Genomic DNA, 13,795 nt, shown 5'->3' on the forward strand with positions numbered 1-13,795 from the left:
AGGATTCGCGACATGTCAAGCCTTGGTAAGGTTCTTCGCGTTGCATCGAATTAAACCACATACTCCACCGCTTGTGCGGGCCCCCGTCAATTCCTTTGAGTTTCAATCTTGCGACCGTACTCCCCAGGCGGGGTACTTAACGCGTTAGCTACGGCACTGACCGGGTCGATACGGCCAACACCTAGTACCCATCGTTTACGGCTAGGACTACTGGGGTATCTAATCCCATTCGCTCCCCTAGCTTTCGTACTTCAGCGTCAGTTGAGATCCAGCAGGACGCTTTCGCCACTGGTGTTCTTCCAGATATCTACGCATTTCACCGCTACACCTGGAATTCCTCCTGCCCCTATCTCTCTCTAGTCTTACAGTTTCCATTGCCTTTCCAAGGTTAAGCCTCGGGCTTTGACAACAGACTTACAAAACCGCCTACGTACGCTTTACGCCCAATAATTCCGGATAACGCTTGCATCCTCCGTCTTACCGCGGCTGCTGGCACGGAGTTAGCCGATGCTTATTCGTTAGGTACCGTCATTATCTTCCCTAACAAAAGAGGTTTACAATCCACAGACCTTCGTCCCTCACGCGGTATTGCTCCGTCAGGCTTTCGCCCATTGCGGAAAATTCCCCACTGCTGCCTCCCGTAGGAGTCTGGGCCGTGTCTCAGTCCCAGTGTGACTGGTCATCCTCTCAGACCAGTTACCGATCGTCGCCATGGTGTGCCGTTACCACTCCATCTAGCTAATCGGACGCAAGCTCATCTACAGATGATAAATCTTTCACCCGAAGGCATATCCGGTATTAGCAGTCGTTTCCAACTGTTGTCCCGAGTCTGTAGGTAGATTCTTACGCGTTACTCACCCGTCCGCCACTAGTACCGAAGTACCCGTTCGACTTGCATGTGTTAAGCATACCGCCAGCGTTCATCCTGAGCCAGGATCAAACTCTCCATGGTGTCTTCATCCTTTCAGAATTCCTTCCTACTCACATAAAGCTTTTTTCCTTTCGGATGGGTTTGACTTTTTTTTGCTTTTCGCTTATCCTGTCGGATAGCTGGTTATCTTTCAATAATCCAGTCTCTTTATTCTCTTGACGAGGTTTATTGGTTTAACAAAGCTTTCAAACTATTCTTTTGTCTAGGTTCTCGCGCCTCTCCTTTCAGTTCAGGTTGCCTCGCTTTCGCTTTGACTCCCTTCAGCGCTTTACTAATATATCTACCTTCCATTCCTTTGTCAACTGCTTTTCTAAATTTGTTTTCGCATCCTTTTTAATAAGCTCCCAAATATCCCACTACATAAGATGTTGAAGGGATTATTTTTTTGAATATTCTTAAATATCGATGTGGACTTAGCATCTGCGTCATGTTTTGAAAATAAGTTTCTAGACATCAAGCAAAAAACTTATTTACTTTTAGACGGAGCAGCATTTACGGGATTTGCTGTGGGCAATGGCTTAGTTGTTTGTGGTGTAGTTGGTTTTATGGCTGGGGCGGCAGGCGTTGGAGGCTTGTTTGTTTGCGGTGTAGTTGGTTTTATGGCTGGTGGTTGGGATGGTTTAGTGTTTGGAGATGGGACTGGGGTCTTAGTAGTCGATGGGGGCAAGGTTTTCGGTGGCTCAACGGGTATAACTGGATCAGGAGTAACTGGGGAAGTTAGTGGAGTTTTGGGGACAACCAGCTCGATCGCTCCTTGAGTGCGTTTAGGATCAGCTTGATTACCGATCGCAATTAGCTTTACTCCAGATGCATTGTTGATATCAAATTGTTTATTGTTTTGAAAAATATTTTGACCAAGGCTAGTATTTGTGCCGAGATCTACTATGGGCTGCCCTTTACGGTCTTTGAGAACTACTAAACCATTTTCTTGGTTGTTGGCAATTAGGTTATTGCGAAAAGTTGGGGTTGAGAGATTAGAAACAACAATGCCACCACGATTATTGATAATGCGGTTAGCGAGGACTACTACTTGAGATTTTTGACCGATCGCTAAGCCAAAGCCAGTGTTATAGAAAGTATTACTCTGAACCTTTCCTGAGCTTGTACCCAACACTGAAATACCATTTGCCCCATTTTGGATGAAGATGTTGCTAATAACGTCAGCAGTAGCACTACCTGTCAAAAAAACGCCATCGTGATTTGATTTTACAAATGTGTTGTTGGTAATAGTGACATTTTTGGCAGATTCAACCCAAAGTCCATAGCCCCTTGTATTGGCATTGGTAATGGTGACACCTTCAATACGAGAGTTATCACTAGCTAGTATCGCAATATCTTGGCGGGCGAATGTGGGGCTAATGAAACGTCCACCACCTGAAATGATGATGTCTTTGCCTTGATTGCTAGGATTGCCACGGAGGATTACTCCTGTAGGAAGCTTGATAGGAAATTGTTCGCCTGTTTCGGTCGTATATTTGCCGTCAGCAAGTTGAATAATTGTGCCAACTCCTAGATTTTTTTTGATGGCAGCAGTGATTGATCGCAATGGTTGATTAGCAGAGGCTCCTGAATTAGTATCTAAACCATTAGGAGCAACGAAGATGACTTGATTGGCTTGAGCCAGTTGCAGCGTGTTGGGACTAGATGTGTTAATAGTTTGGGCGATCGCTGGTTCAAAGGATGAGAGAATTTGTGGTAAGCCCAAGGTGAACAGCAATGTAATTCCCATGGATATCTTGGAGAATCTCATTAAAGGCAACATACTAATTTATCCTCTACAATTTATTGTGAGTTTTGTTATTTCATTCTTATGATGTCGAGCTTGACGCGAAGCCTTTCAAATAGTTTCTGAGAGACTTGGTATAGTAGCTCCTCAAATCCCAACTAAATATACATTCAAGTTTTATCAAGTTTTAATTTTGGTTTTGCATTGATCGAGGTATCTGTGAGTTCACTTCCTGTCCCATCTCATATCCACTATGAACTTTTGCTTCAGTTGCTAGAGCGTCAGACCTTGCCTGCACTACACAACGAGATGAAGCATCCCCATTTAGGGGCAAAGCTAAATGTCTCTAGAGAACATTTGCAAGCAGCGATTATCAATTTACGCAAGGCTTTTGCTTTACAGAAGCAGGTTGAGGATATCTGCGAATATCACGGGATTGAGGTGTCTTACCGATGGTCTTTGAGTGAAACAGAGCAAGAAATGGGGCGATCGCTAAAGGAAATTTCTAAACCACCCACCAATTCGTGAATGTTTAGATAGGGGGCACTGACACAATAGTCTGATGCCCTACAGCATGTACGCTTTCTTCAAACAAACCCAATCAATGATTGCGATGCAACCATTGATTGGGTTTGTTCATACAAGCTCTAAAAACAGGCTGTAGTGTAACAACTTATGCCTATCTACATAGAGGCTAGAGGATCACAATTGTGACGAAATTGTTACAATAGCTAAAAAGCTATTTTTTAGTTACTTATAAAAATTTATGGTTCAGGCGGCATCTCCTACATTTTCGCGTCAAGACTGGCTAAAGGGATATGAGTCTCTAAAAACTGAGCAAGCCTATTGGATTGATGAAATCGAAGGGCAAATACCTTTAGAGCTTGAAGGTACTTTATTTCGGAATGGTCCTGGACAACTGGATATTAATGGTCAGAAGTATGGGCATCCTTTTGATGGCGATGGGATGATCTGCGCGATCGCTTTTAAAGATGGCAAGGCACATTTTACAAATCAATTTGTGAAAACCCCTGAGTTTTTAGCAGAGCAGAAAGCAGGGAAAATTTTATATAGGGGCGTATTTGGAACGCAAAAGGCTGGGGGATGGCTGAGCAATATTTTTGATTTGCGGAATAAAAATGTCGCTAATACCAATGTGGTTTATCAGGGCGGTAAGTTACTAGCTTTATGGGAAGCAGCACATCCTTACTCTCTCAATCCTAAAAATTTAGACACAGTAGGGTTAGAAAATTTTGGCGGTAAGTTAGGGGCAAGGGAGGTTTTTACCGCACATCCTCGCAAAGATGATCGCACAGGGGAGCTATGGGGATTTGGGGTGCAACCAGGACCGAAGTCTAAAATTTCGATTTATCGGGTAAGCGATCACGGTGAATTATCTACAGAATCTCAGGTAGAGGTGTCGGGCTTTTGTTTCTTGCATGATTTTGCCTATACACCAAATTATCGGATTTTCATGCAGAATCCTGTATCCTTTAAGCCTTTGCCCTTTATTTTGGGATTAGCAACCGCAGGAGAATGTATTGAGTTAAAGCCTAATACACCTAGTCAATTCTTGCTGATCGATCGCCAAGGCAACTTGCAAACCTTAGAAACCGATCCTTGTTTTGTATTTCATCACTGCAATGCCTATGAACAGGATGATGAAATTATTGTGGATTCAGTATGCTATCCCGATTACCCCAAGTTGGAACCAAATACCGATTTTCGAGACGTTAATTTTGATCAGGTTGTAGCAGGTCAACTATGGCGCTTTACGATTAATCCTAAGCTTGGCACGGTACAACGGGAATTAATCTTAGAGCGTTCTTGCGAATTTCCTGTGGTACATCCCCGTTGTATGGGGCAAGAATATCGCTATACCTATATCGGGGCGATCGCCAAGGAATCAGGTAATGCACCTTTGCAGGCGATCGCTAAAATCGATATGACCACTGGCAAGCAAGAATTCCATAGCTTTGCACCACGCGGTTTTATTAGTGAGCCAATTTTTGTGCCCCGCGATCGCAGTGCAACTAGCGCGGAAGACGATGGATGGGTATTGACTTTAATTTTTAATGCTGAACACAACCGTTCAGATCTAGTGATTCTTGATGCTCAGAATATTTCTGGTAAACCTGTAGCGACTTTGCATTTAAAGCATCATGTCCCCTATGGATTGCATGGCACTTTTACACAGGAAGTTTTCTAACAAATTTTTAATAAAGAAAGCGGCGCGTTGCGCCGCTTTCTTTATTAAAAGAGATCTAACGGAAAATGTCCGTGAGTACCGCTATAGCCATCGGTAAAATCGGTGTGCAAAGAAAGCAATACGCCACGATAAGTACCTTTGTAGTTATCAATATGATAGCGACGGCTACGGGGATTGTATTTGAGATATACACCATCAGCGATTTCTGTTAAGTCATTATTTTCGGGTAACTCATAGCGAAAATGCTCTGCATAGCTTTGCAAAGATTGCAAGGCTTCTTGGGTGGTATCAGCACAGATCCCAAAAATGTGATAATCGGCTTGTTTAGTTAAATAATCTAAGGCTTCGCGAATTTGCGATCGACGCTCTGAAGTCGCTGTTTCTGGATCTAAGTCGCTTAGTTCCCACAGAATACGCTCAGCATCGGCGATGGTTAAAATATTGCTCATGGGTTGCGAAGTTGAAGGAGGAAGCTCAATTGTATTATGAACATTAACGAAGAAATTGCTCGTTTGCGAGATTTGATGCCTGCGTCTTGGCGGATATGTACAGCAATTAAATCCAAGCCTGAGCAATCTGAGCCACTCTCTAGCCTAGCCATTTTACCTTGGCAAAAAGGAACTCAAATCAATATCAATTTTCGTCTATGGAGACAATTGCCTGAGCCTCAGCGCGATTTATTGTTTTTGCATGAGATTAGCTGGCGACAAAAAACTAAATGGCTGCAAATAGGTACATATCAAGGTATTGCCGCAGTCTCTATAGTAGGTGGGATTGTCGAAGTAGTGCAGGGAGATGCTACAGGCATCGCGATCGCCTTGTTACTAGGGACAATTGGCATCAATCAGATTTTACGGAGTAACAAAAGCTCTCAAGTGCGAGTAGAGGCTGATAATGAGGCGCTCGAAGTTGCCCAGAAACGTGGTTATCGAGAGGAAGAAGCAGCTAAAGCATTATTAGAAGCTATTCCTGCATTTGCTCGTTTAATTGGACGCAATACACCCGAATTTACAGAATTAATTCGTTGTCAAAATCTTAGAGCGATCGCAGGTTTATCCAAAACAACCATCCCAGATACCGTAATTAACGATTTTTAGGATTCTAAGGTTTAATAAAGAACTCGATTTTTTGGGTGCAGCTCCGCTTCACCCAAAAAATTGGTTATTTACTTTACTTCACATTACTTAAATAAAAAGACAGAAGAGCAAAAGCCTGTGGCTTTTGCTCTTCTGTCTTTTTATTATTCCCAGATACTTAAAATAGATAAAGACCTATGTATAGCTATAGTCAAGTAAACCAGAAGAGAGTTGCGGCGCGAAGCGCCGTAACTCTCTTCTGGTTTTTATTTTTACTGGCTACTGCTATAAAATGCCAACCTTAGTTTTAGCGGTAATAGTTATAATACGAAAATAAATTTTTATGCTAATATTTAAGGCTTTATAGGGTTAGATTAAGCTAATTCCTAGCATATTTAATCCTCCAAACAAAAGGGTCTCATATGAGTAGTTGTAGAAATGCCCTAGAAGAGCTAGTTATCGAAGAAGCAGAAGCACAATACAAACGACTCGGTGCTGATGTAAAAAAACGTGTCGATCTCAGCGAAGTAATTGCATATACCCTAAATCGCTTACCGCCAATGTACGCAACTACTCAGCGCGGCTGGGTACAACAACGAAAAAAAGCTCAACAGGAATTAGGGGCAGCCATTACTAAGACTGTCCGTAATGGATTTCTTAGTACGCAAAGCGATGTCTTAAGGCAAAATGACCCGATACCCGCTCATGAACTCATCAGTCAAGCGCGATCGCTATTTAAATTAAGAAAATTATTTAATAAGGACTATCTCAAATGGAAAGATGTTCCTGATATTGTGAGAGATGCCTTAGACGCTGGTTATTACCAGAGTTTATCTGGTGGGACATATATCAGCTTAGATCGCCGTAATTCCCTATTAGCGCGTAGCTATGCAGTTCGGCGGCGCACAACACCTAACCTATTAAGTAATAGTTCATCGAATAAAGCAAAATCTACTAAAACGGATCAAGATATCTCAGCCGAAATTAGAGACTTCGAGTCTTATATGTCAGGAACCGTATATCGGTATAGCAATATTCTCGAAAGTTTGGTAGCAGCGATCGTTGAGCGTCGTGTCCAACGTCTTGATGAAACAGTACAGAAAAAAATTAGTATTGATGACGTATCAGCTTACGTACTCAATCGACTACCTCCCATGTATGCCACTAGTCGGCGTGGCTTACAAAACTTGCGCCAACGAGTCAAGTCGGAGATGACCAATCAAATTATCAGTATCGTCAAAGAGGCTTTGGTAAAAGTAATTCAAGCCCCTGAGAGAGCTTTATCACCATTACCTTTTGAGAAGTTTAATCTAGAACTCGAAGATACTTTAGTGCAACTACGAGAACTACTGCAACGAGATGACATTACATGGCGTAATGTTGCCGAAGTCGTCGAGGAATGCCTAAGAACACCTAGATCTGATTACCCAGTTTGGCGTGCAAAGCATGATGTTTAATCAAAAATAAGAAATACAATACATCTCTATATTTTTGGAGGTTGCTATAGTAACAGTAGTACATTAATTAACATCAAACTTAATCCCATTAATATGATTAGCCCTATTTTGCAAACTAAAATTGAAAGCCAGATCCAAAACAACAAAATCTTCCTCTACATCAAAGGCACACCTCAACAGCCCCAATGTGGATTCTCTGCAGCAGTTGTCCAAGTATTTAATGCCTTGGGACAACCCTATGAATCTGCCAACATTTTGGAAGATAACGATTTGCGCCAAGGGCTGAAGGAATTTTCCAGTTGGCCAACTTTCCCTCAAGTTTATATTGATGGCGAGTTTATCGGTGGCTGTGACATCGTGATGGAACTCAATAATCGCGGTGAACTAGCGCAAATCGTCCAAGAGGCGGTCGCTAAGTAAATCAAAAAGGGCGCTGAGCGCCCTTTTTTGTTTATAGGACTTTTTGTAATGCTTTTTTAGTGCGATTCCAAGCCCATGTCCCAAGAGTAAGCACAGTCACACTAAAGGCAACTAAAACGATCTGAAACCCCAAAAATCCCTTCTCTCGCCCCCCAAATGTACTGGTGGAAATATCAAGGGCGATCGCAATTAGGGCAAGGGGTAAACTCGCCGCAATATTTTCGCCATTGTTCAATAAACCAAATACTTTGCCCCGCATATTTTCGGGCGTATGTTCTTGGATTGCCGTTTGCATAGGAATCGCAATCATTGCCCCATGAATACCAATAAAGCCCCCAACTGCTAAGCCCACCCATAAATTAGATACAAAAGCAAACATCAATAGCCCGATCGCCATCCCGATAAAACCCACAAAGGGCAAGGGTCGATGGGCAAAGCGATCGCCAAATTGCCCCAAAATAAATGCACCGATCGCTAAGCCAACACCTACCGAAGCAATAAAAAACCCAAAGTCATCGCGATTATTTGTGACCACCTCAGCCAAATTGAGGGATAGTTTTTGCATGGTTCCTAACACCGCATAGAGCAGAGTTAGCTGGATCATCGCTCCACCAATCAAATGATGATGCTTGACATATTTAAAACCATCCTTTAAATCTGACCAAATTCCCACCCCTTCTTTTTTCGGCTCAATAATTTCATCCTTGGGCAATATAAATAAAATGAGTCCCGACAAAACATAGACAGAACCAAGCAAAAGTTCACGGCTATATTCCCTAGCACTAGGAACAAGATGCATCGTCCATGTGAGCAATGGTGAACCGATCGCAAAGCCCACAATTAACGAACCCACCATCGTAATCGTGAATAGAGCATTGGCTGGCAATAGATCGGACTTCGGCACGATCAAGGGAATTGCCGACTGCTCAGCAGGGGCAAAAAAGTTAGTGAGGGTAGAAATGATAAAAGTGATTAACAAAAGCACCATCAGCGAATGGGGCAGAAAGGGAATCACAAAAATACAAGCCCCCCGTAGAAAGTTGCATAAAATCATCACCTCACGTTTAGGATGCCAATCCACAAAAATTCCTGCGATCGAGCCTAAAAATACCGCAGGCAAAGTCATGGCAATCATGATCAATGACTCACGGGTATTCACAGGGACAGGATAATCTTTGTAATCACTAGAAACAGCGATCGCAATTAGCAAGATCAGCACAATTTTATCGACCAGTTGCGACAGGATTTGCGCGATCCACAGTGCTAAAAATTGACGATTACGCAAAACTGTTAAATAGCCAGCAGTCGAATTCAGATCGGGTTGAGACATCAATTAAGGTGGCTAAAGTAGCATTCAGACAAATATTGTATAGCGATCAGAAAGGCGGCGCATTGCGCCGCCTTTCTGAATTATTGAGGGTCTGCTCCATTCATGAGAACTGCCTCCTTGTACCGAGCTTATCCTGTCGTTTAGTATTGAGATCATTACCGCCCTTACCTCTAGTAAAGGGAATCACCTCCGCCGTAGACATTTCTCTAGCAGAGCGAATTAATAAACCCGCAATGAATAGACAAGATAGGGTAGTACTACCACCATAACTCAGGAAAGGAAAAGGCAACCCTGTAGTTGGTAACACACCCGTTGCCACGCCCACATTTAAAATCGCTTGCACCACAATCAAAGATGTCGAACCAAGGGCAATTAAGCGAGTAACGGGATCTTTGCACTTATAAGTTACCGATAGCCCAATCGTGCCATAAATCATCACCAGCAACAGCAAACAAATACCGCCAAACAAGCCAAACTCCTCTGCAAAAACCGCAAAAATAAAGTCCGTATATTGAATTGGCAAAAATAGCTTTTGTTGCGATAGTCCAAAGCCAGTCCCCCACAGACCGCCAGAACCGATTGCCATTAAACTTTGAGTCAACTGATAGCCATCTCCCGCTTGATCTTGCCAAGGATCGAGAAAGGACATAATCCGTCGTCTTTGATATTCACGGAAAGTCACACTTGCCACAGCAACACAAGTCCCTAAAGCAGCAGTGCCAAACATCTGAAGACTTGGCAATCCTGCACCTAACGCAATTAACCACAATGTAATGCCACAAAGCGCTGTTACGCTCAAACTAGGCTGCATCAAAATACCACCTAAAACCAACAGGAAGATCACCAGCCAAAAAGTCCTAGTTTTCCAATGAGTGCGATTCCAGTTACCAAATAATTGAGCCGCTTGCAAAATCAAAAAGGGCTTAATTAACTCCGATGGTTGCAGCAAAAATGAACTTGACCCCACTGATAGCCATCTTGTCGCCGCATTTCTTGTAGTCCCCAATCCTGGAATATGCGTAGCGTAGAGTAGCGCCAGCATAATAAATAGGAAAATAGGACTGATTTTCAGCATGAACTTTAATGGTAAATGCACAATCCCATTAAAAATCAGTAGCCCGATCACTGCCCAAGCCAATTGGTATTTGAAATAGAGCGTGCCGTCCTTGAAGGCAGCATCCGCAGTAGGGTAGGATGCCGAGAAAAGTACTGCTAATCCTGCAAATAGCCACAAAAACGTCAGCCATCGTAGGAGGCGAGCTTCTGTTGCCCATTTATCGACGGTGCGATCAAAAAACGGGAAAACTTGAAAAATTTGAAGGAGTTTCACGGCTGCGTGGGGACTTGTGTGGTTAAAAGCAAGGCGATATTTCGTGATGCTATTTTAACCACGATTTTTCGCGATCGCTGAAAACAAAAAATTATTTCTTGTAACTACTGAAAGAGTAAAGACGACACTTTGCGCCCTCTTTCTCTTTCATGGGTGTAACTCAAAACTCAAGTTATAAAGTTTGCGTAAATTACAGACCTCATAATCATTGATATTCGTGTCATGTAATTCCAGATTATAAAAATCAATAAATTCTTCTGCAAAAAGTGGCCCCGCGTGCCAAGTGCCAGTATTTAATTTGATGAAACAATTGCCTGTAATCCGAAATGCAGCAATTTGCTCTAAATTAATTTGCTCAGGTGCTGAGGCGGGGGCAACCGCCATAAACCATTCCTTACCGCCAAGAGCACCAAGACATTGAGTACATTGCTGATGCCGCGCAAAGCTCTGAAATTTCAGCCCAACTTTGCGGAGATTCATGATGTAAAAACGCGGAATCCCTGCCAAAGATAGCTGAGCATCCTTCTCATCAAATTGCTTCCCATCGTCAGTAGGAAAAATCACCTGACCATAGGGCTGAAAGTTTTCAGGTGTGATTAATTGCGGAGTTAACCGAGTTGGTAAATTTGCGATCGCCATATTCAAACTTCCTACCTAAAAAGCGAGTGCAAAAATACTAAATAACTCCTTAAGATTTTGCTTGTCTTGCTCATCGAAGGGAAAAATGATGTTTTTAATTTGAGTGGGAGATCTTTGCTTAATGCTTAAAATTTCCACACCAACTATCTTATTTTGTCCGTCAAAGTCACAAATAACTCCATCAGCTACTTCTTCTGACTCTACAATGTCCGTTTCTCGCATACGAATGTAAGCAGCATTAGCGATCGGGTCATATTCAACTCTCATAATTTCCCTCGCATTTTTCGATCAAAATATACTGAGACAACTTTATTAGGGGTGATTTTCACATTATAAATGACCCGCAAAACCCTATTGTCGTAATCACCAATGGCTAACAGAGCATGTCGCAAATCAGGATCTTTGGAGTCTAATTCAACTTTTTGAGGTGCGCGTAAAGTCATCTCAATCCAATTCAAGGATATTTGGCGATCGCTAATCCTTAATTTTGCGTGTTCAGTTAGCTCAAAATCCACGGGAAATTTTTAAATTTTGTGATGCGAATATGCGTAGCTTCAGGGTTTATTTCCCATAGACAATATCTAAATTATCTAATTTTTTATTTAAGCCTGCTTGAGATTCAAAGCTTCAATCATGATCCGAATATTTTCAGCTTGAATTTTCACGGTTTCCGCTTGCAGTTGAGCCGAAATTGCATAGCGATCGGCAGTTGCACTTTGCTGTTTAGTGACTTCCTTAAGTTCATGTAACTCATCTTTTATATCCACCACATCAAGGGCAACCACATCACGCTGGGTGTAAAGATGCTCAATCAGACTATCAAGACTACTATTAGTAGCGCGTAACTCCTGTCTCAATGCTTGAGACTCTTCGGCGAGAGCAATCAAAGCACTCTCTACACGATCCAGTCTATTGTTTATTTCTTGATTCATTTTTAGCTCTCTTGGCTCACAACTCAATTCTATACCTGATGCAAACCCATCATAAAGTACATCAAAAGGCGCTTGAGAGGCGCAATTTGCAAAAGTAGCAAACCAAAGCGGCGTAGTACTTTGAAGAACCAATTATGGTTAGAAAATAGGCGATTAGAAATATCAGTAAGCAAAATTACGCCGAGGTTATCCCATTTACGTTTTGATTCATACCGCTTTAACACAGCGATCGCGCCGAGATCTTCGTGATTTTGATGGGCAGCTTTTAACACCTTCGCTAAAGCATTGACATCACGAATACCGAGATTCATACCCTGACCTGCGATCGGATGTGTGGTGTGCGCCGCATCACCAATCAAGGCTAAACGTGACTGAATATAAGTCTGGCTATGCATCCAACGGGGAACATAATTAGCTCGTTCACGGGCTATCACTTTAATCTTGCCGAGCTTTTCCAAGAGGGGATGACCAAAGCGCTTGGTTAACTCTTGAAGAAATGTCGATTCATCAAGGGCAAGCAGATGGGGCGTTTCCTCAGTGGTAGCAGTCCAGACGATACAAGAGCGATCGCTACCGAGGGGCAAAATTGCAAAAGGACCACTGGGTTGAAATCTTTCATGGGCAAAATTGTGATGGGGCTTTTCTGACTGAATCGTGGTGACGATGCAGGTTTGTTCGTATGGGCGTTGATCGATCGCAATATTAGCTAATTGACGAACTAGCGATCGCCCACCATCGGCTCCCACTAATAATTTTGTTTCTAGATATTGCTCACCAATGTCGGAGCTTATTTTTACGCGCATGATATTGCGATCTGAGACCTCCTCAATATCTAAAATTTTGGCAGGACAAATTAATTCCAAGTTTTGACATTCCCGCGCAAATTCCCAAAGCGAAGCCAAGGTCACGGAATTTTCGACAATATAGCCTAATGCTTCTTGCCCCATATCTTCGCGCCGCAATTGCACCTGATAGGGCAGATCACCCTCGGAAACTTGGATCGCGTGCATCGGCGTAACCCCACGACGCTGCATCCCACCCCACACGCCAATATTTTGCCAAATCTGGCTCGATCCATAGGCGATCGCACTAGCGCGACCATCGGCAGTAAATTCTCCGCGCAAGAAATTACCGTTAGCCTCGATGATCCCCACTTTCAGATCACGGTTTGCCGCACAGTTCTTATCACCTAGCGCACAGGCTAAACTCGCGCCCACCATACCCGCACCAACAATTAGTACATCAAACATGCGTTAAATTACTACTCCTACTACTCCAAGAGAAGATATTTTGAGTTCTTCCTTGATTATCAATGGTTCTACTTGAATAGAAGGCGCAAAGCGTCTTTTTTGATTGATCGATAGCTTTACTTCAAGAGCGTAAAACCTCGTGTTCTCTCTTTAATTATGGACGCATTGTAAAGAAATATTGCAGAAGTATAGATATTTTTAACTAGAGCGATCCCCAAGGATCTCATAAAAATTACTAACCGATCGCTAGCAAAAAAGGCTACAACTAACAAACGGGTAGGTTGGTATGGTATAGAAAACAATAGAGATTTTATGTTTGATTCCTGCCATGAGATTTCGGCTTCTGTAAGCCTAAAGGTTATTACAGCAATTTGCCCAAGTGTTTGGTAAACATACACAGAGCAAAAAATCATATTTAGTAAGGTTGTGGGCTTTATACATTGCCTACAACAAAGTGTAAAGTGCTGTAATTGCTAAGTGAGCAACAGAAGCAAA

General features: G+C 42.6%; 14 protein-coding genes and 1 rRNA gene (1 of these 15 cut by a window edge). 5 read left to right on the forward strand and 10 right to left on the reverse strand.

The genetic code is table 11. From position 1 onward, the window contains the following. Both HC246_RS09180 and HC246_RS09185 read right to left on the reverse strand, forming a co-directional pair. A 16S ribosomal RNA gene (locus HC246_RS09180) occupies positions 1–952 on the reverse strand; it reaches 534 nt to the left of the window's first position. 445 nt (positions 953–1,397) lie between these two features. After that, the gene (locus tag HC246_RS09185; RefSeq protein ID WP_225902933.1) at positions 1,398–2,660 is read right to left on the reverse strand and encodes a DUF1565 domain-containing protein; all 1,263 of its coding nucleotides are present in this window, start codon (positions 2,658–2,660) and stop codon (positions 1,398–1,400) included. 216 nt (positions 2,661–2,876) lie between these two features. Here HC246_RS09185 and HC246_RS09190 point away from each other — a divergent pair, with 216 nt between their 5' ends. Together HC246_RS09190 and HC246_RS09195 are read left to right on the forward strand one after the other, a co-directional pair. Then, positions 2,877–3,185, forward strand: coding sequence for a DUF5340 family protein (locus HC246_RS09190; RefSeq protein ID WP_169363119.1), 309 nt, complete (start codon positions 2,877–2,879; stop codon positions 3,183–3,185). Positions 3,186–3,423: 238 nt separating this feature from the next. Beyond that, entirely contained in the window at positions 3,424–4,866 is a 1,443-nt protein-coding gene (locus HC246_RS09195) for a carotenoid oxygenase family protein (protein ID WP_169363120.1), read from the forward strand. Between the two features lie 44 nt (positions 4,867–4,910). On the opposite strand, the gene HC246_RS09200 is transcribed toward HC246_RS09195, so the two are convergent. Continuing rightward, positions 4,911–5,315: a DUF1824 family protein gene (locus tag HC246_RS09200; RefSeq protein ID WP_169363121.1), complete on the reverse strand. Its 405-nt coding sequence runs from the start codon at positions 5,313–5,315 to the stop codon at positions 4,911–4,913. Between the two features lie 36 nt (positions 5,316–5,351). Here HC246_RS09200 and HC246_RS09205 point away from each other — a divergent pair, with 36 nt between their 5' ends. The 3 genes from HC246_RS09205 (at position 5,352) to grxD (ending at position 7,819) form a co-directional block, all read left to right on the forward strand. Beyond that, a complete protein-coding gene (locus HC246_RS09205; protein WP_169363122.1) occupies positions 5,352–5,963 on the forward strand; it encodes a DUF3318 domain-containing protein in 612 nt (203 codons plus the stop codon). Positions 5,964–6,364: 401 nt separating this feature from the next. Further along, positions 6,365–7,399 carry a late competence development ComFB family protein gene (locus tag HC246_RS09210; RefSeq protein WP_169363123.1) on the forward strand — a complete coding sequence of 345 codons (1,035 nt, stop codon included), beginning with the start codon at positions 6,365–6,367 and terminating at the stop codon, positions 7,397–7,399. Positions 7,400–7,495: 96 nt separating this feature from the next. Next, positions 7,496–7,819, forward strand: coding sequence for a Grx4 family monothiol glutaredoxin (gene grxD / locus HC246_RS09215; RefSeq protein ID WP_169364539.1), 324 nt, complete (start codon positions 7,496–7,498; stop codon positions 7,817–7,819). Positions 7,820–7,850: 31 nt separating this feature from the next. Here grxD and HC246_RS09220 read toward each other — a convergent pair whose 3' ends face one another. The 7 genes from HC246_RS09220 to HC246_RS09250 form a co-directional block, all read right to left on the reverse strand. Next, positions 7,851–9,149 carry an MFS transporter gene (locus tag HC246_RS09220; protein ID WP_169363124.1) on the reverse strand — a complete coding sequence of 433 codons (1,299 nt, stop codon included), beginning with the start codon at positions 9,147–9,149 and terminating at the stop codon, positions 7,851–7,853. Between the two features lie 100 nt (positions 9,150–9,249). Further along, on the reverse strand, positions 9,250–10,479 hold the full coding sequence (locus HC246_RS09225) for an FtsW/RodA/SpoVE family cell cycle protein (protein ID WP_169363125.1): 1,230 nt from the start codon (positions 10,477–10,479) through the stop codon (positions 9,250–9,252). A 147-nt stretch (positions 10,480–10,626) separates the two neighbouring features. After that, positions 10,627–11,118 carry an ureidoglycolate lyase gene (locus HC246_RS09230; protein ID WP_169363126.1) on the reverse strand — a complete coding sequence of 164 codons (492 nt, stop codon included), beginning with the start codon at positions 11,116–11,118 and terminating at the stop codon, positions 10,627–10,629. Positions 11,119–11,133: 15 nt separating this feature from the next. After that, entirely contained in the window at positions 11,134–11,385 is a 252-nt protein-coding gene (locus HC246_RS09235; protein WP_211167661.1) for a DUF2283 domain-containing protein, read from the reverse strand. Next, positions 11,382–11,633: a DUF4258 domain-containing protein gene (locus HC246_RS09240; protein ID WP_169363127.1), complete on the reverse strand. Its 252-nt coding sequence runs from the start codon at positions 11,631–11,633 to the stop codon at positions 11,382–11,384. Before HC246_RS09240 ends, HC246_RS09235 begins: the two co-directional genes overlap by 4 nt. Positions 11,634–11,720: 87 nt before the next feature. Beyond that, the gene (locus tag HC246_RS09245) at positions 11,721–12,050 is read right to left on the reverse strand and encodes a hypothetical protein (RefSeq protein WP_169363128.1); all 330 of its coding nucleotides are present in this window, start codon (positions 12,048–12,050) and stop codon (positions 11,721–11,723) included. Between the two features lie 29 nt (positions 12,051–12,079). Further along, positions 12,080–13,300 carry a UbiH/UbiF/VisC/COQ6 family ubiquinone biosynthesis hydroxylase gene (locus HC246_RS09250; RefSeq protein ID WP_169363129.1) on the reverse strand — a complete coding sequence of 407 codons (1,221 nt, stop codon included), beginning with the start codon at positions 13,298–13,300 and terminating at the stop codon, positions 12,080–12,082. Positions 13,301–13,795 lie beyond the last annotated feature (495 nt).

This window comes from Pseudanabaena yagii GIHE-NHR1, assembly GCF_012863495.1.
Classification (GTDB): Bacteria; Cyanobacteriota; Cyanobacteriia; order Pseudanabaenales; family Pseudanabaenaceae; genus Pseudanabaena; species Pseudanabaena yagii.